Annotated in this window: 20 protein-coding genes and 11 tRNA genes; 29 read left to right on the plus strand and 2 right to left on the minus strand. The window is 48.5% G+C overall.

What is annotated here, in order from left to right; all coding sequences use genetic code 11:
- The first annotated feature begins 547 nt into the window (after positions 1-547).
- The 3 genes from uvsE to AF331_RS09755 all read left to right on the plus strand — a co-directional run bounded on the left by uvsE (position 548) and on the right by AF331_RS09755 (position 3,506).
- Positions 548-1,510, plus strand: a complete 963-nt coding sequence (gene uvsE / locus AF331_RS09745; protein WP_053427968.1) for a UV DNA damage repair endonuclease UvsE — start codon at positions 548-550, stop codon at positions 1,508-1,510.
- 72 nt (positions 1,511-1,582) lie between these two features.
- Positions 1,583-2,062, plus strand: a complete 480-nt coding sequence (locus AF331_RS09750) for a PH domain-containing protein (RefSeq protein ID WP_053427987.1) — start codon at positions 1,583-1,585, stop codon at positions 2,060-2,062.
- The gene (locus AF331_RS09755; protein ID WP_053427969.1) at positions 2,052-3,506 is read left to right on the plus strand and encodes a PH domain-containing protein; all 1,455 of its coding nucleotides are present in this window, start codon (positions 2,052-2,054) and stop codon (positions 3,504-3,506) included. The genes AF331_RS09750 and AF331_RS09755 overlap by 11 nt, the downstream gene beginning before the upstream one ends.
- 31 nt (positions 3,507-3,537) lie before the next feature.
- Here AF331_RS09755 and AF331_RS09760 read toward each other — a convergent pair whose 3' ends face one another.
- Complete coding sequence (locus AF331_RS09760; protein WP_053427970.1) at positions 3,538-4,122, minus strand: rhomboid family intramembrane serine protease; 585 nt, start codon at positions 4,120-4,122, stop codon at positions 3,538-3,540.
- Between the two features lie 118 nt (positions 4,123-4,240).
- Between AF331_RS09760 and acpS the strand changes: the two genes are divergently transcribed.
- From acpS to AF331_RS09830, 14 genes are all read left to right on the plus strand, one after another.
- Positions 4,241-4,591 carry a holo-ACP synthase gene (acpS, locus tag AF331_RS09765; protein ID WP_053427971.1) on the plus strand — a complete coding sequence of 117 codons (351 nt, stop codon included), beginning with the start codon at positions 4,241-4,243 and terminating at the stop codon, positions 4,589-4,591.
- A gap of 198 nt (positions 4,592-4,789) precedes the next feature.
- The gene (locus AF331_RS09770; protein WP_053427972.1) at positions 4,790-5,803 is read left to right on the plus strand and encodes a LolA family protein; all 1,014 of its coding nucleotides are present in this window, start codon (positions 4,790-4,792) and stop codon (positions 5,801-5,803) included.
- A 126-nt stretch (positions 5,804-5,929) separates the two neighbouring features.
- Positions 5,930-7,075 carry an alanine racemase gene (alr, locus tag AF331_RS09775; protein WP_053427973.1) on the plus strand — a complete coding sequence of 382 codons (1,146 nt, stop codon included), beginning with the start codon at positions 5,930-5,932 and terminating at the stop codon, positions 7,073-7,075.
- Positions 7,076-7,244: 169 nt separating this feature from the next.
- Positions 7,245-7,526: a CopG family ribbon-helix-helix protein gene (locus AF331_RS09780; protein ID WP_048007231.1), complete on the plus strand. Its 282-nt coding sequence runs from the start codon at positions 7,245-7,247 to the stop codon at positions 7,524-7,526.
- Positions 7,527-7,530: 4 nt separating this feature from the next.
- Positions 7,531-7,881: a type II toxin-antitoxin system PemK/MazF family toxin gene (locus AF331_RS09785; protein WP_048007230.1), complete on the plus strand. Its 351-nt coding sequence runs from the start codon at positions 7,531-7,533 to the stop codon at positions 7,879-7,881.
- Between the two features lie 355 nt (positions 7,882-8,236).
- The gene (locus tag AF331_RS09790) at positions 8,237-9,067 is read left to right on the plus strand and encodes an RsbT co-antagonist protein RsbRA (RefSeq protein ID WP_053427974.1); all 831 of its coding nucleotides are present in this window, start codon (positions 8,237-8,239) and stop codon (positions 9,065-9,067) included.
- A complete protein-coding gene (locus AF331_RS09795) occupies positions 9,064-9,420 on the plus strand; it encodes an STAS domain-containing protein (protein WP_048007228.1) in 357 nt (118 codons plus the stop codon). The genes AF331_RS09790 and AF331_RS09795 overlap by 4 nt, the downstream gene beginning before the upstream one ends.
- A 2-nt stretch (positions 9,421-9,422) precedes the next feature.
- Positions 9,423-9,824, plus strand: a complete 402-nt coding sequence (locus AF331_RS09800) for an anti-sigma regulatory factor (protein ID WP_048007227.1) — start codon at positions 9,423-9,425, stop codon at positions 9,822-9,824.
- Between the two features lie 10 nt (positions 9,825-9,834).
- On the plus strand, positions 9,835-10,845 hold the full coding sequence (locus AF331_RS09805; RefSeq protein ID WP_053427975.1) for a PP2C family protein-serine/threonine phosphatase: 1,011 nt from the start codon (positions 9,835-9,837) through the stop codon (positions 10,843-10,845).
- Positions 10,846-10,919: 74 nt separating this feature from the next.
- Positions 10,920-11,252: an anti-sigma factor antagonist gene (locus AF331_RS09810; protein ID WP_053427976.1), complete on the plus strand. Its 333-nt coding sequence runs from the start codon at positions 10,920-10,922 to the stop codon at positions 11,250-11,252.
- Entirely contained in the window at positions 11,252-11,719 is a 468-nt protein-coding gene (gene rsbW / locus AF331_RS09815) for an anti-sigma B factor RsbW (RefSeq protein ID WP_426916765.1), read from the plus strand. Before AF331_RS09810 ends, rsbW begins: the two co-directional genes overlap by 1 nt.
- Complete coding sequence (gene sigB / locus AF331_RS09820) at positions 11,697-12,494, plus strand: RNA polymerase sigma factor SigB (protein ID WP_053427978.1); 798 nt, start codon at positions 11,697-11,699, stop codon at positions 12,492-12,494. Before rsbW ends, sigB begins: the two co-directional genes overlap by 23 nt.
- Positions 12,494-13,090: a PP2C family serine/threonine-protein phosphatase gene (locus AF331_RS09825; protein WP_053427979.1), complete on the plus strand. Its 597-nt coding sequence runs from the start codon at positions 12,494-12,496 to the stop codon at positions 13,088-13,090. The genes sigB and AF331_RS09825 overlap by 1 nt, the downstream gene beginning before the upstream one ends.
- Positions 13,091-13,176: 86 nt before the next feature.
- Positions 13,177-15,345 carry a Tex family protein gene (locus AF331_RS09830; protein ID WP_152915586.1) on the plus strand — a complete coding sequence of 723 codons (2,169 nt, stop codon included), beginning with the start codon at positions 13,177-13,179 and terminating at the stop codon, positions 15,343-15,345.
- Positions 15,346-15,376: 31 nt separating this feature from the next.
- Here AF331_RS09830 and cmpA read toward each other — a convergent pair whose 3' ends face one another.
- Positions 15,377-15,496 carry a cortex morphogenetic protein CmpA gene (gene cmpA / locus AF331_RS22155; protein ID WP_142130078.1) on the minus strand — a complete coding sequence of 40 codons (120 nt, stop codon included), beginning with the start codon at positions 15,494-15,496 and terminating at the stop codon, positions 15,377-15,379.
- 114 nt (positions 15,497-15,610) lie between these two features.
- On the opposite strand from cmpA, the gene AF331_RS09835 reads away from it, so the two are divergent.
- From AF331_RS09835 to AF331_RS09890, 12 genes are all read left to right on the plus strand, one after another.
- Entirely contained in the window at positions 15,611-16,081 is a 471-nt protein-coding gene (locus AF331_RS09835; RefSeq protein ID WP_053427981.1) for a SprT family protein, read from the plus strand.
- Positions 16,082-16,154: 73 nt separating this feature from the next.
- Positions 16,155-16,229: transfer RNA gene (locus AF331_RS09840), tRNA-Asn, on the plus strand.
- Between the two features lie 4 nt (positions 16,230-16,233).
- Positions 16,234-16,324, plus strand: a tRNA-Ser gene (locus AF331_RS09845).
- A gap of 9 nt (positions 16,325-16,333) precedes the next feature.
- Positions 16,334-16,405: transfer RNA gene (locus AF331_RS09850), tRNA-Glu, on the plus strand.
- Positions 16,406-16,587: 182 nt separating this feature from the next.
- Positions 16,588-16,664: transfer RNA gene (locus AF331_RS09855), tRNA-Asp, on the plus strand.
- Positions 16,665-16,740: 76 nt separating this feature from the next.
- Positions 16,741-16,815 (plus strand) — tRNA-Gln (locus tag AF331_RS09860).
- 5 nt (positions 16,816-16,820) lie between these two features.
- A tRNA-Lys gene (locus tag AF331_RS09865) sits at positions 16,821-16,896 on the plus strand.
- A 36-nt stretch (positions 16,897-16,932) separates the two neighbouring features.
- Positions 16,933-17,014, plus strand: a tRNA-Leu gene (locus AF331_RS09870).
- 74 nt (positions 17,015-17,088) lie between these two features.
- Positions 17,089-17,175: transfer RNA gene (locus tag AF331_RS09875), tRNA-Leu, on the plus strand.
- A 16-nt stretch (positions 17,176-17,191) separates the two neighbouring features.
- Positions 17,192-17,268: transfer RNA gene (locus AF331_RS09880), tRNA-Arg, on the plus strand.
- 35 nt (positions 17,269-17,303) lie between these two features.
- A tRNA-Pro gene (locus AF331_RS09885) sits at positions 17,304-17,380 on the plus strand.
- Positions 17,381-17,392: 12 nt separating this feature from the next.
- Positions 17,393-17,466, plus strand: a tRNA-Gly gene (locus AF331_RS09890).
- Positions 17,467-17,549: the final 83 nt, after the last annotated feature.

Genomic DNA, 17,549 nt, shown 5'->3' on the forward strand with positions numbered 1-17,549 from the left:
CGCAAGTAATGGATGGTGTTAGCTGAATAATGAGGCTGATTGCAAGTAACGAAAGATAATAACTGATTAAAGGCGCGAATCGTACGTAACGAAAAAGGTGCGAAAATAAAAAGTAGAGGCAAAAATCGATTCGCAAATAAAATTTTCAAAGTCGCTGATAAATTTTTGAAAGTCACAAATAAATCTTCAAAAGTCGCAAGTATTTTCTGTTCTCAAAGAGATCAATACCATTGAGATACCTGGAATTCACTAAAAGGTTTTGTGAAAAAAGTCGACTCATGTCGAATGAGTAACATGCCGACAATCTCCCCTTCCGATTCGCTGATATCACATACCTATATGATGGTAAGTAAGATTTTTAGCAAAAAACATGAAAAAGTAGCAAATATCCTCCTCGCTAGCTTCAAAGCATGTGCTGTCATCAATTCAGCTGCCGGCCCTTCCGTTCATCCGTTCGCCACCCACCATCAATAATCCATGCCGCTCCCGTCCATACTACTCCTAACAACACCCAGGCCACCTGCGCCTGCCAAAGGAGTATCCCCACATGACCATCATCCGATTCGGCTACGTAGCCATGAGCATGAATCTGCAGCACGCTTCCCCTTCTCAGACCATGACCCACAAGCAGTTTTCCGGCTTGAAGGATGAGGAGGCGGCGATCAGGAAGCTGGAGCGGATTGCTGTGTCCAATATCGAGAATTGCCTGCGGCTCCTGAAGCATAATGTGCTTCATGACATTCATTTTTTTCGTTTCAGCTCGAAGCTCATCCCCCTTGCCAATCACCCCGATCTTGCGGGGTGGGACTTTTTGACGCCACTCCTGCCTGCCTTGGGTGAAATCCGATCGTATCTCCGCGAGCATCCCATGAGGGTGGATTTCCACCCCGATCATTTTGTCCTCCTGAATTCGACCGATCCCCAGGTGATGAAGAATTCGTTGAAGACCTTGCGCATGCATGAAGGGATCCTGGACGCAATGGGGATCGATCCCCTGCATCGGTGCGTCCTCCATGTCGGCGGTGCCCATGGCGATAAAGAAAAGGCGATGGAGCAGTTCATCCACAATTGGGGGCTGACCCCGGAGGGCATCCAAAGGATGATCATGTTGGAGAATGACGATACTGTATTTTCGGCATTCGATGCCCTTTACCTTTGTGAAAAACTTGGGGTCCCCCTTGTATTCGACCTCCACCACCATATGGCGAATGAAGAGCGCGACTGGACGCTTGATTGGACTCGGGTCGTTGCTACGTGGAAGGATTCTCCGCTTCCCCTGAAGATGCACATCTCCAGTCCGCGGTCTGCTGATGATTTCAAAGCTCACGCAGACTACATCGATCCTCATGATTTCCTCGGGTTTCTGCGCCAAGTGGAGGGAAGTGTCGATCGCATCGATTGCATGATCGAGGCGAAGCAGAAGGATAATGCCCTGTTCAAGCTGATGGAAGAGCTGGTGCAAGAAGAAGGGGTCCGCCGCGTTGACGGATCTACGATCGAAATCGGTTAAATGAAACCATCCCCTACTCAAAACCGTATCTATACTGTAAGATTTAGACATAGAAGGAAATGGGGGATGGATATGAAGGATGGACCACGAAACAGGATTTCACCAAAGGCTCTCAGTGTGTGGAGGATTTATGGTGGGATCGAGACCTTGATCGCACTAGTCGTCGCAGGTGGGATCATTACACTAACCGTTCTATTCGACTGGCCGGTATGGATTTCCGTCGTTGCGGGAGTCGTAGCCGTCATTCTTGCATACATACAGATCAAACTTGTTCCAGATGTAAGGTGGAAGCGCTGGCGTTATGAAGTGAGGGAGCAGGAAATCGAGCTTCAAAGGGGTATTTTCATCGTTAAAAGGACACTCGTCCCGATGGTGCGTGTCCAGCACGTGGATACCGTCCAGGGGCCGATCTTGAAGAAGTACGGTCTTTCGACGATCACCATCTCCACAGCTGCAACGGTGCATGAAATTCCTGCCCTCGAGACGGAGGAAGCGGATGGACTGAGGGATTCCATTTCCCAGCTGGCAAGGGTGGCAGAAGATGATGTCTGATTACAAGCGGCTGCACCCCATCTCGGCCATCGTCAACTTCATGAAGCAGGTGAAGGAAATGATCATCCCGATCATCGTCCTTTTGTTTGTGAATGGTTCGGGAAACGGAACGGGCTTCTGGAGATATATGCCCGTCATATCCATGGTAACGGTCCTCGTCCTTGTCCTTGGTGCCGGGATCATCAAGTGGATGCGGTTCACGTATCGCCTGGAAGACGGGGAACTGCGGATCGAATACGGGTTGTTCGTAAAGAAGAAGCGGTATATCCCTTATGACCGGATCCAGAGCCTGAACTTCTCGGAAGGGATCCTGCATCGCCCGTTCGGATTGGTAAAGGTCAAGGTGGAGACTGCCGGTTCTTCGTCAAATAAGAAGTCGGAGGCGGAACTGACGGCGATCCTCAAGGAGGAAGCCGTCCATATCGAGAAGACGATCTTCAAAGAAAAAGAACGCCTTTCCGAATCTCCTGAAGCCGTCGTCGAAGAGAAGCCTGTCCGTCAGGAGGAAATCTTCAAGATGTCGGGGAAGGACCTGCTGATGCTCGGTCTGACGTCGGGCGGGGTGGGGGTCATCCTGTCGGGTGTCGGAGTCTTCCTTTCGCAATTTGATGACTTCATTCCGTTTGAAGAGATTTACGAAGGAGCTTCAGGCTATATCAAGGGAGGGGTCCTCATTATCGGGATCCTGGCATTTGTCGGCCTGTTCATTGCCTGGCTGCTTTCACTCGTGTGGACCTTCGTTGTGTACGGGGACTTCCGGATTCGGCTCACCGATGAAAACATCATCATCAATCGGGGACTGCTGGAAAAGAAACAGGTGACGGTACCGTTCAAGCGGGTGCAGGGAATCCGTATCATCGAGAACCCCGTGCGCCAGCTCCTTGGTTACTGTTCCGTCCAGATTGAAAATGCCGGGGGCTCCGCCCTTGAAAAGGACAGCTCGAGTATCAAGCTGTTTCCGATCGTCAGGAAAAGGGAAGTGGAGAACCTTATTGCCGAAATCTTCCCGGATTACTCCGTAGAGACCGAATTCAATCGGCTTCCTGTCCGTTCCATCAGGAAATATATGATCCGTGCGGCCGCGGTCGGTATCATCCCGACGGTTGTACTATCGATTTTCCTTTGGCCCTATGGAATGTGGGGACTGATCCTGGTGGCGCTCCTCGCGTTCCTGGGATACCGCCAGCACAGGTCCGGAGGCTGGAAGCTCAACGAAGGCCAGCTGTCCATGCAATATCGGACCGTTTCAAAAAGCACGGTCTATTTGAAAAAGAACCGCATTCAGTCCCTTGACCGTCAGGAAACGATGTTTCAAACCCGCATGGACCTAAGTACATTGCGTACGACCGTGAAGTCGGGTGATGCCGGGTTCAAGAGTACGCTCAGGGACCTCGAACAAAAGGATATGAAGCAGATTGAAATGTGGTATTCCTATGAAGAATAAAAAAGAAAAGTGACCCCCTGAGGTCACTTTTCTACTTTCTCCCGGCAATGAAGCCGATGAGGAACCCGGCGATGAGGCCGAATAGGTGTGCGGTGATATTGATTCCGGATTGGGTGAAGGTCATGATCAACCCGATGATGACGATCGGCAGGATCACCTGCCTGCTCTCACGGGTGATGAAGGCATTCCTCGTCGCGATCATGGCCAGATAATAGCCGAATAATCCGAATATCGCCCCGGAAGCACCTACATGGCTGTAAGAGAGGGGCTGACTGAGGTAGGTGATGATATTTGCGAAGACGCCGCTCACGAGATAGAGGGCGGTGAACTTCCATTTTCCGAGATGTTCTTCAAGTGCCGGACCGAAGAGAACAAGGGAAAATGAATTGAATAAGACGTGGGAGAAGCCCATATGGACGAATATCGGCGTGATCAGGCGCCACCATTCGCCGTCTCGTATGAACAGATTGATGCCTGCGAGTTGTTCGTACACCCACATTTGAGGGAAAATGGGGAGGGAACTGATCAAATACAGGATCAGATGGATGGATACAATAACAGAAATGACCGGGTATTTCTTCAGGAACTGAGAGAAGCTTTCCGTCCTAACAAACATGGATCGTCCTCCTCCAAAAGGATGGTAATACTGATATTGTCGCTTATATAAGTTTGTCAGACAAGGTGTTTCCTTATACGGATATGCCGGACGGGACTAGAGTAGAAGGAGAATGATGATGATTAAAGGAATCGGATTGGATATCGTCGAGTTGCACCGCATCAAAGACATGATCGACCGTCAGCCCAAATTTCCCGGGCGCATTTTGACGGAAACGGAACGGGAGTCGTTTGAATCCCTGTCTGATAGAAGGAAGGTGGAATTCCTTTCAGGACGCTTTGCGGCAAAAGAGGCATTCGCCAAGGCCGTGGGTACGGGCATCGGGAAGGAACTGTCTTTTCAGGATATCGAGATTGAGAAGGATGAAAGGGGGAAACCCCATATCGTCAAGCCTGCTGGACTGAAGGTACATCTCTCGATCACCCACAGCCGGGACTTTGCGGCGGCACAGGTCGTACTGGAAGATTGATGCTTGTCAGTTCTTTTTGCATATTCCCCATGGTTGTCTCATATATTCAGTAGTGCAATAGGAGAGACAAGACCGGTAAGGGTGAAGATCGCGGTTCATCCGTAGGACGCGAGGGGGATTCTGCATGAGTCGTCCATTTTCATCCTCCGGTCCACTTCTCTCTGATACGTATATCCTGAGACAAAAGGGGCTGTAGAAATGAACAAGAAACTGGTGGTGCTCGTGCTGGCCGTATTGACCGTATTGATGCTGGCCGCATGTGGGGAAAAGTCCAAAGAGGATGTAACCAAGGATCTCAAGTCGAAAGTGGAAGATTTGAAAGGCTATAAGGCAGATGCCAAAATGACCCTTCAAGTCGGGGAAGATCCACAGACGTATGAAGTGGAAGTATGGCATAATGATCCGAACTATTACAGGGTATCCCTGAAGAATGAGGCCAAAGACCAGAGCCAGATGATCCTGCGGAATGAAGAGGGCGTCTTCGTCCTGACGCCTGCATTGAACAAGAGCTTCCGCTTCCAGAGCGACTGGCCGTCCAACAGCAGTCAGGCCTATCTATATGAATCACTCGTGAAGGATGTCCTGGAAGACAAAAATGCTACATTCAAAGAAACGAAAGACCATTATGTCTTCAATACAAAGACGCGCTATCAGAACAATCAAATGCTTCCTACCCAGGAAATCACCTTCAATAAAAAAGATCTTACCCCGGTATCTGTGAACGTCATGGATTCCGATAAGAATTCCCTGGTGAAAGTCGAGTTCTCCAAGATGGACGTGAAGGCTGCGTTTGATAAGAAGGATTTCGACATGAAGAAGAACATGACGGGTGCACAGCTTGAGATTCCGGTGAGCGGCAACGTGGAAGAGAAGGAACTCTCCGTCCTTTACCCTACTGATGGAATCTCAGGATCAGAGCTTGTGGATGAGCAGGAAGTCGCAACGAAAGACGGCAAGCGGGTCGTCCTGACATATGATGGGGAGAAATCCTTTACCATCATCCAGGAACAAACCACTTCGGTTCCGACCATGACGGTTTCGACATCCCTTCAGGGTGAAGTAGTGGACCTCGGCTTCACGGTAGGGGCCATGACCGATCAGTCCATCACCTGGACCCATGACGGTGTGGATTATATGCTTGCATCGAAGAGCCTGACACAGGATGAGATGGTGACCATCGCCCGGTCCGTGCAAGGGTCCATGGTAAAATAAACAACATTGAGGCAGCCTGAGGGCTGTCTTTCTTCATGCTTGGACTGACTGAAAGAAAAGAATGAATCTCCATGGAAGGAATGGTATTCTTGTAAGGAATGAAATTGTTTAGGAAGTGAATGGACATTGGATACCCTTTTCTTCAGAGATACGTGGGCCGAAATCAACCTGGACCATGTAAGTGAAAACGTCATGAACTTTAAAACACATATACCGGATAACGTGAAGATGCTCGCCGTCGTGAAAGCGAATGCCTATGGGCATGGATACGAACAGGTTGCGAAGGCCGCACTCGACGCAGGGGCGCACGGACTTGCCGTCGCTTTCCTTGACGAAGCGCTCCTCCTTCGAAAAGCGGGCATCCATACCCCCATCCTCGTCCTTGGTGCTTCAAGGCCGGAGGATGCAGGAACCGCAGCGGAACATAGAGTCTCCCTCACTGTCTATACGAGGGAATGGCTTGAAGAGGCTTCCCTGCACACGCGGAAACGATTGAACCTCCACGTGAAATGCGATACGGGCATGGGGAGGATCGGCGTGAAGGACTCACAAGAGCTGCTCGAAATCACCGAGGTGATCAACGCCCATGAACACTTCCATTTCGAAGGGGTGTTCACCCACTTTGCAACGGCAGACGAACTGGATGAAACGTATGCCGACACCCAGCTTGAAACCTTCCGCTCCATGATCGGTCAGCTTCCTCATCTTCCCGAGTACGTGCACTCTTCCAACAGTGCCGCCACACTCCGGCGGAAGGACGCCCTTTTCAATACCGTCAGGGTCGGGATCAGCCTCTACGGCCTTACTCCCTCACGCGAGATGCAGCCTCATCTCCCCTTTGAGTTGAAGGAAGTGCTCTCTCTTAAGACGAAACTCATCCATGTGAAAGAAATGGACGAAGGAGAGAAAGTCAGCTACGGTGCCACCTATGAAACAGGGAACAAGGAATGGATCGGCACACTCCCGATCGGGTATGCCGACGGATGGATCAGAAAGCTTCAGGGTCAGGAAGTCCTGATCGGCGGCCGCAGGGCTCCCATCGTCGGCAGGATCTGCATGGACCAGTGCATGGTCAGGCTTCCCGGTCCGGTGAAGACGGGGGAACCCGTCACGCTCATCGGCCGTCAGGGGGATGAGCATATTCCTGCAGATGAACTGGCAGATAAGCTTGATACCATCAACTATGAGGTCACCTGCATGATCGCCGCGCGCGTCCCGAGGGTCTACACGAGAGGCGGCGCCGTTGTCGAAGTATCCAATCACCTTCTGTAAGCAGGACGGAAAAGACCTCCCATTTCAAGAAATCGCATGAATAATCCATGTAACATATGGTGGATAATAGAAGAGATTAATAAATTGACTTTTCATTCCCATTGTTTGATGGTATGATTAACATGTTATAAAATGAAACGGTATGTAGTGATTGGTGGAGGTGTAGTTTGTGTCTGAATCCAGCGCAACAACGGAAATTTTGATTCGTCTTCCGCAACAGCTTGTCACAGAACTGGACGGCTTTGCAGATCAGGAAAATGTGAATCGCAATGAGTTTATTTATCGTGCTACTAAAATGTATTTAAGAGAGCGTAAGAAACGACATCTGCGTGAATCCATGAGACGAGGCTATATGGAAATGGCTAAGATCAATCTCGCCATCGCTTCGGAAGCAATCCAGGCAGAATATGAGGCAGAACATACAGTCGAACGCTTAGTAAGCGGAGGTTAATCCTTTGATTGTAAAGCGTGGTGACGTATATTTTGCAGACCTTTCTCCTGTTGTTGGGTCGGAACAAGGAGGCGTCCGGCCGGTCCTTGTCATTCAAAACGATATAGGGAACAGGTTCAGTCCCACTGTTATTGTCGCTGCTATCACTGCTCAGATCCAAAAAGCGAAATTGCCTACCCATGTCGAAATTGATTCCAAAAGGTACGGCTTTGAACGTGATTCCGTAATCTTGCTCGAACAGATCAGGACCATCGATAAACAGCGTCTGACCGATAAGATCACACACCTGGACGACGAAATGATGGAAAAAGTCGATGACGCCCTCCAGATTAGTGTTGGTCTCATACAATTTTAATCAGAAACGCCATGCAAATAAATATTGGGAATACACCAGCAAGCACCTGTTGATCAGTGAATGATCAGCAGGTTTTTTTTTGTGGTCGGTGAATGGGTTCGTGAAAAATCGTGTAATCTTTTGTCGATGTGTGGTAAATGCACCCAATCGTATGACAAAGTTTTGTAAACCATTTATAATGGGAAAGTATATGAGAAGGAATTTGGGGTCGAATCATCATAAGCTTGTTTATTTTTGTCTTTTTTTGATACTATTAATTCAAATGCGATATCCATGTAAGCTTTATTAGAGTTCGATGACATTGGTCATGGAGAACGTCGTCATAAATTTCACATGATAGAATGGAGAGAACGGGATGTTTAGTGAAGTCACGGAATACATTGAAACGAATAAGGCCGAGTTGACAAATGTCTGGATGGACAAGATGAGGGAAGAAGCGGATGATAAATTCCTTCAAGTCATCTCGGATCAAGTGTTCACGAAGACAAGTCATGAATTTGTCGAAATGATTGCTTCACGCCTGCGTGATTCCAAGGAATTCAACAATAGACTGGAAGAATTCGCCGAGAAAGTGGTAAGGCTCGGTTGGCCTTTGACGTTTGTGACCTCTGCCTTGAATGTGTTTGGCAAAGTGGTTTATCAAGGTATGGAGAGTGCCGGATATATTACAGAAGAAAATTACCAACAGCAGATTAATAAATTTGATCGTTGGCTTTCCCCGATGACGAATAAAGTCATCCAGGCATACACGGAATCATGGGAAAAGACTGTTTCGCTCCAAAAGATCGCCCTTCAGGAGCTGTCAGCCCCATTGATCCCGGTCTTTGAGAAGATTTCTGTCATGCCGTTGGTAGGGACGATCGATACGGAGCGCGCGCGACAAATTATGGAGAACCTTCTACATGGTGTCGTGAAACACCGTGCAGAAGTGGTCCTGATCGATATCACCGGTGTGCCGGTCGTTGATACGATGGTTGCCCATCACATCATTCAAGCAGCCGACGCGGTCCGCCTCGTCGGAGCAAAGTGCATGCTTGTCGGGATCAGACCGGAAATCGCTCAAACGATTGTGAATCTAGGGATTGACCTTACACAATTCATGACGAACAGCACGCTGCGTAAAGGAATTGAAAAGGCTTTGGAGATGACAAGCCGAAAAATTGTTTCCGCGGAGGGATTGGAATGAGAATACCTATACTGAAGCTCGAAGACTGCCTATTGATCTCGATCCAGTGGGAACTTGATGACCAAACGGCCCTTCAATTTCAAGAGGATCTTCTTCACAAGATTCATGAAACGAGTGCAAGGGGCGTTGTCATCGATATCACGTCGATCGATTTCATCGATTCATTCATCGCCAAGGTTCTTGGTGATGTGATCAACATGTCCAGATTGATGGGTGCCAAAGTTGTCATTACTGGAATTCAGCCAGCGGTCGCCATTACACTGATCGAATTGGGGATCCGTCTGGACGATGTCCTCACAGCTTTAGACCTTGAAAAAGGTCTGGAGAAATTAAAATTGGAACTGGGGGACTAGGTATGGATAGCCAATCCTGCGTGAAGATCACGAATGAATGGGACATCGTTGCTGCCCGCCAGTTAGGGAGAAATGTAGCGAAAGAGCTCGGATTTGGCACCGTTGACCAAGCTCGAATTACTACGGCGATCAGTGAATTGGCCCGTAATATATATTTATATGCAGGTACCGGACAGATCTGTATCGAGAAACTGCTTGATGCGGGGAAGAAGGGTGTCAGGATCATTGCCCTTGACGAAGGACCAGGCATTACAGATATCAGAAAAGTAATGGAAGATGGATATTCTACATCAGGTGGATTAGGAGCCGGTTTGCCAGGGGTTAAGCGGTTGATGGATGAATTCAATGTCGACTCGGTTCCGGGAGAGGGAACCGATATCAGGGCAACCAAGTGGCTCCGCTAGGGGGAGTTAGATGAAGTTCAGAGAATTGATGGATACAAAATATAAAGAGATCCTTGAGCATTATTTGAACGAGCAGGATGAGAAGGCTCTTTATCTTGGGCAAAAGTTCAGCCGGAAATCGATTGAACATAACGTATCTCCGGAAGAAATCATTTCCCTTCACAAGAGCGTCATCCTTGAAATGGAGCCGGACCTTCCGCATCACGTCCTGCACTCATTCGATATCTTGCTTGAAGTGATGATCGGCTATGGGTTCGCCTACAGGGAGCACCAGAGTCTGCGCACCAAGCAACAGGAATTGAATAATGAGATCGACGTGGCTGCCAACATGCAGCAGACCCTCCTCGGCACCCGCATACCGCAAGTGGACGGGCTCGAGGTCGGGGCGGTGAGCGTTCCGGCCAAGAAGATGAACGGTGATTATTATCACTTCGTGGAAGATGAGAATGAAAATGTGAGCGTCGCAATCGCCGATGTCATCGGTAAAGGGGTTCCAGCGGCCCTTTGCATGTCCATGATCAAGTATGCAATGGACAGCCTTCCTGAATATCGTAACAAACCGAGCCTCGTCCTTGAAAGTCTGAACCGCGTGGTGGAACAGAATGTGGATGCAAGCATGTTCATCACCATGTTCTATGGCGTTTACGACTCAAAAAGTCATCAATTCTCCTACTCGTCCGCCGGCCACGAGCCAGGGTTCTATTACAACGCGGCCACGGGTGAATTCGAGGACCTTGACGCAAAAGGCCTGCTCCTTGGAGTGGACAAGAAAGCAAAGTACAGGGAATACGAAAGAACAGTCGAAGAAGGGGATATGATCATCCTCCTGTCTGACGGTGTGACGGAATGCCGTTCAGAAGAAGGGTTCATCGAACGGGAAGATCTGGTTGAACTCATCAGGAAGTACAATCACCTCCCCCCTCAGGAGATCGTCAACAGCGTGTATAAGGAGCTTGAGAGGCTGCAACACTTTGAACTCAGGGATGACTTCACACTGATCATCATTAAAAGAAATCAATAATGTGGTTTATCTTGTAAATAATAAGGGTAAACGATTAAGAGTATTTTAATACATGCCTAAAAGGTGGTCTTTTCATGAACTTATCAATAGATATGAAAGAATTGGATAACGATATACACGTGAAAGTTTCAGGTGAAATTGATGCATATACAGCTCCAAAGCTTAAAGAAAGCCTTCAGCCCGTCGCTGAAAAAGAAAACAGCCAGCTAATCGTCGATCTTTCCGACGTTTCTTATATGGATAGTACCGGCCTTGGAGTATTCGTCGGCTTGTTCAAAACCGTAAAGGCAGGTGGAGGAGAGCTTCATCTTGTCGGTCTTTCAGATAGACTGCAGCGCCTGTTCGACATCACTGGCCTGGGAGACATAATGAATATCGATTCCAAAGTAAAAGGTGGAGTGGAATGATGCAGGATTATGATTACATCGAGATGAAGATTCCAGCGAAGCCGGAATATGTAGGGGTCATCCGACTTACCCTGTCCGGGATTGCCAGCAGGATGGGCTTTGATTATGATGCCCTTGAAGATCTGAAGATTGCTACAAGCGAAGCGATCACCAATGCGGTTCAGCATGCCTACAAAGATGACGACGGGGAAGTGGTTGTCGGATTCGGATTGTATGGTGACCGCCTTGAAGTCATGGTCGCCGATCACGGGGAAAGCTTCAATTTCACCGAAATCAAAAAGGCAGTCGGACCTTACCATGCGGATCATTCCGTAGAATTCCTTAGAGAAGGTGGGTTGGGACTTTATCTTATAGAGAGCCTTATGGATGAAGTAAAGGTGCATCATCAAGAGGGAGTGACGGTCTTTATGACGAAATTCCTATCAGGGGAGCAGGTGGAGAGGGATGAAAAAACTATCTCAACCTAACCACCAGGCCAATAAAGATAAAGTCATGCAGTGGATCAAGGATTATCAGGAAAACAAGGATGAAGATGCCCAAAGTCAGCTGATCCTCCACTACCAGAACCTTGTAGAATCCATTGCACGGAAATATTCCAAAGGACGATCTTTTCACGAAGACATCATTCAGGTCGGTATGATCGGACTCTTGGGCGCCATCAGGCGTTATGATGAGTCTTTTGGTCGTTCTTTCGAAGCATTCGCCATCCCGACCATCATCGGGGAAATCAAACGTTTCCTTCGTGATAAGACGTGGAGCGTCCATGTTCCAAGACGGATCAAGGAGCTCGGACCGAAAATCAAATCGACCGTAGAAGAGTTGACCAATACCCTGGAACGCTCTCCCCAGGTTCATGAGATAGCCGATTACCTTGAGGTGACCGAAGAGGAAGTATTGGAAGCGATGGAGATGGGTCGCAGCTATCAGGCCCTCTCTGTGGACCATTCCATTGAAGCGGATTCCGAGGGCAGCACGGTCACCATCCTCGACATCGTGGGGAACCCCGACGAAGGATACGAGAAAGTCAATCAGCGTCTTGTACTTGAGAAGGTCCTTCACGTTCTCTCGGAACGCGAAAAAGCCATCATCCAATATACGTACCTGGATAATCTGAGCCAGAAAGAAGCCGGTGAGCAGTTGGGTATCTCCCAAATGCATGTATCACGACTTCAGAGAAGGGCCATCAAGAAACTCCGAGATGCCATCCAGGAAGAGATGCACGACGGGGAGCATGACTATTGATGCCGTACCTTCAACAAAATGATGTAGAAGTGTTCGCAGGTCAGGTATCCAAGAACGGCAACCGTTTTTGTGGAGATAGCTATTATTACACGTCGACAAATGATTATTTCATCTGTGTCCTGGCCGATGGTTTGGGTAGCGGAGTATATGCCTTTGAATCTTCCCATTCAGTTGTGGAGATCGTGGAAGAAAACCATCATGAAGATGTGGATACGTTGATGAATCTTTGTAATGAAGCGCTCCAGAAGAAACGGGGAGCAGCTGTTGCAATCTTTAAGGTATATTATCATTCCAAAGAGTTTGTATACAGCTGTGTCGGAAACATCCGTTTTTATATGTATGCACCTCAAGGGAAGATGACCTACCCGCTACCGGTTACGGGATACCTTTCCGGAAGACCGCAAAAGTATAAAACTCAGCGCTTTTCCTACGATCCAAATTCACGATTCTTCATTCATTCTGATGGACTGAATATCCCGGGAGTCAAAAGCTTAATGCAAAAATATCCGACCCTTCATGGGACGCTGAAGGAGATTGAATCGAAGGTGGACCAGACGGCGGATGATACGACATATATTATTGGAAGCTTACTCTGAATGGGGTAAGCTTTTTCAATGCGAAGAATTCCCGCTGGGTATGTGATAAACTTAGAGTGAAATTGTGAATAACTGGAGGTTATACTGTGACGTCTACGTTAACGAATGAAACGACTTTGATCAATAAGATCGGGAAAGACTTATCCATTTCAACCAAGAACGTTAAAAATGTGATTGATCTCTTAGAAGAAGGGAATACGGTTCCCTTTATTGCAAGGTACAGGAAAGAACAGACCGGCGCACTCGATGAAGTGCAGATCCGGGATATCATGACCAACTGGGAGTATCTTCAGAACCTGAAGAATCGAAAAGAAGAAGTGATGCGTCTCATAGAGGAGCAGGGCAAGTTGACCCCTGAGTTATCAGCAGCCATCTCTTCGGCAGAAAAACTGCAGCAGGTAGAGGATCTTTACCGTCCTTATAAGCAGAAACGAAGAACAAAAGCGACCGTAGCAAAAGAAAAGGGGCTCGAACCGCTCGCGGACTTCCTTCTCTCCTTCCCATTGAATGCTGACATCAATAGAGAAGCCGCAAAGTACGTGTCGGATGAACAGGGAGTGGGAAGCGCCGAGGAAGCTTTATCGGGTGCCCAGGACATCATCGCAGAGGTCATATCGGATGACGCTGCACATCGTGAATACATACGGACACAGATTTTCCGCAAGGGCCTCATCGAGTCAAAGGTAAAAAAAGAAGAAGAAGACGAGAAGAATGTGTATGAGATGTATTACGCCTATCAGGAGCCGATCCATAAGGTTGTTCCCCATCGCGTTCTTGCCATGAACAGGGGAGAGAAGGAAGGAATCCTGAGAGTAGGGGTACAGGCCGATGCAGAGTCGATCTTACGCTACTTGAATAAGCAGGTGATCAAGGATACGCGGTCACAGGCGGCAACTATCGTCCAGGAAGCGATTGAGGATGGATACAAGCGACTGATCCTGCCATCCGTTGAAAGGGAGATCCGAGGAGAGCTTACTGACAAGGCTGAAGATCAGGCCATCCATATCTTCTCTGAGAATCTAAGGAAGTTATTATTGCAGCCGCCGATGAAGGGAAGGACCGTTCTCGGCGTCGACCCGGCATTCAGGACGGGGTGCAAGCTCGCCATCATCGATGAGACCGGAAAAGTCTTGGCAATCGATGTGATCTATCCCCACCCACCACGCTCGCAGAAGGCAAAAGCGGAAGAACAGGTGAAGGCGATCCTTTCACGCTATCCAATCGAGGTCATTGCCATCGGAAACGGAACCGCTTCAAGGGAGACTGAACAATTCATCGTGGACGTATTGAAGGAAGTGGGCGGCGACATCTCCTATCTGATCGTCAATGAAGCAGGAGCGAGCGTATACTCCGCCTCAGACATCGCCCGCGAAGAATTCCCTGACTTCCAAGTGGAAGAGAGGAGTGCGGTCTCCATCGCAAGAAGGCTCCAGGATCCCCTGGCGGAACTGGTGAAAATCGATCCCAAGTCTGTAGGGGTGGGACAGTACCAACATGATGTGTCCCAGAAGAAACTGAATGACTCTCTTACATTCGTAGTGGAGACGGCAGTCAACCAAGTAGGGGTGAATGTGAATACTGCTTCTTCTTCCCTCCTCCAATATGTAGCCGGCCTTTCGAAGACGGTGGCAACGAATATTGTGAAAAAGAGAGAAGAGGAAGGGAAGTTCTCTTCGAGGGTGCAGCTCAAGAAGATCCCGAGGCTTGGAGCGAAAACCTACGAGCAGTGTATCGGATTCCTCCGCATCATGGATGGAAAGGAGATGCTCGACCGCACGCCGATCCACCCGGAAAACTATAGTGAAGTGAAGCGTCTTCTCTCCATGACGGGCTATAAGGAAGAACACATCGGTACTGAGGAGTTGAAGCAGGCCCTTCATGGGCTTGATCTTCGTCAAACGTCGGAAGAACTCGATATCGGGCAGCTTACCCTCAAGGATATTATCGATGCGTTGATCCGCCCGGGGCGTGATCCCCGTGATCAATTCCCTAAGCCGCTCCTGAAAAAAGATGTGCTTAAGCTTGAGGACCTTAGTCAGGGAATGGAACTTCAGGGTACGGTACGGAACGTCGTCGACTTTGGCGCGTTCGTGGATATAGGGGTGAAACAAGATGGACTCGTTCATATCTCCAAGCTCAAGAATGGCTATGTCAAACATCCACTGGATGTTGTATCCGTCGGTGATGTTGTCACGGTCTGGGTTGAAGGAGTGGACGTCCGGAAAGGGCGCGTTTCCCTCACCATGGTTCAGTAGTAAATGAAAGAGGAGCTGAAGTCGTATTCCTTCAGCTCCTCTTTTCATTGCGCTTGCGGTAAAAATTCCAGCATTGGTTCAATAATTTGATCTGATAGCGGTCTTTCTCAAGATAGGCCCTTCTCATTTGATTGACCAGCCAGCTCGGCACAGGCGCACCTCCTTTAGGAATCTATCCGGTGAGTGTGATACTTAATGTATGCTATAATGGGTTGTCCCGTTCGTTAAGAAGGGGAAAACGTGTGTAAGCAGGAGGGTGGACGCTTTGACAAATGAGGAGCTGCAGCAGTTGGTATCAACATTATCCAAACGTTTGTTTAAACGGCCGTTCCGTCATCAGGCCTATTTCAACCCGCGTCTCCGGACGACAGGGGGCCGCTACATGCTCAAGTCCCATCATATTGATATAAATCCGAAGTACCTCGAGGAATTCGGGATGGATGAACTGATCGGCATCATCAAGCATGAACTCTGCCATTACCATCTTCATCTCGAAGGGAAGGGCTATAAGCACGGAGACAAAGACTTCAAGGATCTGCTTGCAGAAGTAGGAGGTCCGCGTCATTGTTCGTCGCTTCCCATCCAAAAGAAAAGGGGGAGGCGCCTGACATACAGGTGCAAGGAGTGCTCCTTGGAGTTCATCAGAAGGAAAAGGGTGGACACCAATCGCTTCGTATGCGGACGGTGCAAAGGAAGGCTGGTTCTTGAAAAAATAGAAGAGTTTCAGGGTTCCTAAAAAAAGCCCGGAAAGTTATTGACAACCAACGGTGCAGTCATTATAATCATAAGAGTCGATAAGACGTTCACGTTCCGCAGTAGCTCAGTGGTAGAGCTATCGGCTGTTAACCGATCGGTCGCAAGTTCGAATCTTGCCTGCGGAGCCAATATGGGGAAGTACTCAAGTGGCTGAAGAGGCGCCCCTGCTAAGGGTGTAGGTCGGGCAACCGGCGCGAGGGTTCAAATCCCTCCTTCTCCGCCATATCATCATGGCCCATTGGTCAAGCGGTTAAGACACCGCCCTTTCACGGCGGTAACACGGGTTCGAATCCCGTATGGGTCATTTTCTCTTTTAATAGAGAAGATACATATGTTCAGTTGTTTCGTGGAAGTTGACTTCTGGTTACAGAAGCTAATGCGAAATACTAATGATAGGATAGCTATTTTGCTATCGCAACAAATTGCTCTTTATTTTCGCTAGCGCGAAATACTAATGATAGCTATTTTGCTATCGCAAAAAGCTTTGGTCCGGTAGTTCAGTTGGTTAGAATGCCTGCCTGTCACGCAGGAGGTCGCGGGTTCGAGTCCCGTCCGGACCGCCATTTATCTTTCGAAAAAAAGTTGTTGACTTCGAAAGATCGACATGGTATGATAAATACCTCGTCAAAAAATGATTATTGGGCTATAGCCAAGCGGTAAGGCATCGCACTTTGACTGCGACATGCGTTGGTTCGAATCCAGCTAGCCCAGCCATTTACGAGCCATTAGCTCAGTTGGTAGAGCATCTGACTTTTAATCAGAGGGTCGAAGGTTCGAATCCTTCATGGCTCACCATTTGATTTCTTGTCTTGGACAAGGGGTCCAACATATGCGGGTGTGGCGGAATTGGCAGACGCACCAGACTTAGGATCTGGCGCCGCAAGGCGTGGGGGTTCAAGTCCCTTCACCCGCACTTTTATTCCTCTAAAAAAAGTTGTTGACAAGCGAAACTATCGTGATATAATAGTAAATGTCGCTTCAATAAATGCGGTCGTGGCGGAATGGCAGACGCGCTAGGTTGAGGGCCTAGTGGGTGAATAACCCGTGGAGGTTCAAGTCCTCTCGGCCGCACCAAAAACTTTCAATATTAGCGCCCGTAGCTCAATTGGATAGAGCGTTTGACTACGGATCAAAAGGTTAGGGGTTCGACTCCTCTCGGGCGCGCCATATTTGCTTCTACTGGCTTATACATAGTTTTCTTACGGGAAGTAGCTCAGCTTGGTAGAGCACTTGGTTTGGGACCAAGGGGTCGCAGGTTCGAATCCTGTCTTCCCGACCATCACAATTTCATGCGGGTGTAGTTTAATGGTAAAACCTCAGCCTTCCAAGCTGATGTCGTGGGTTCGATTCCCATCACCCGCTCCACTATTAATTTGAACCTTGAAAACTGAACAAAACAAGACAAACACGTCAACGTTAATTCTAGATTTATTTTTAAAAGAGCTATT

Origin of the sequence: Rossellomorea marisflavi, assembly GCF_001274775.1 — a bacterium.
In the GTDB taxonomy this organism is placed as follows: Bacteria; Bacillota; Bacilli; order Bacillales; family Bacillaceae_B; genus Rossellomorea; species Rossellomorea marisflavi.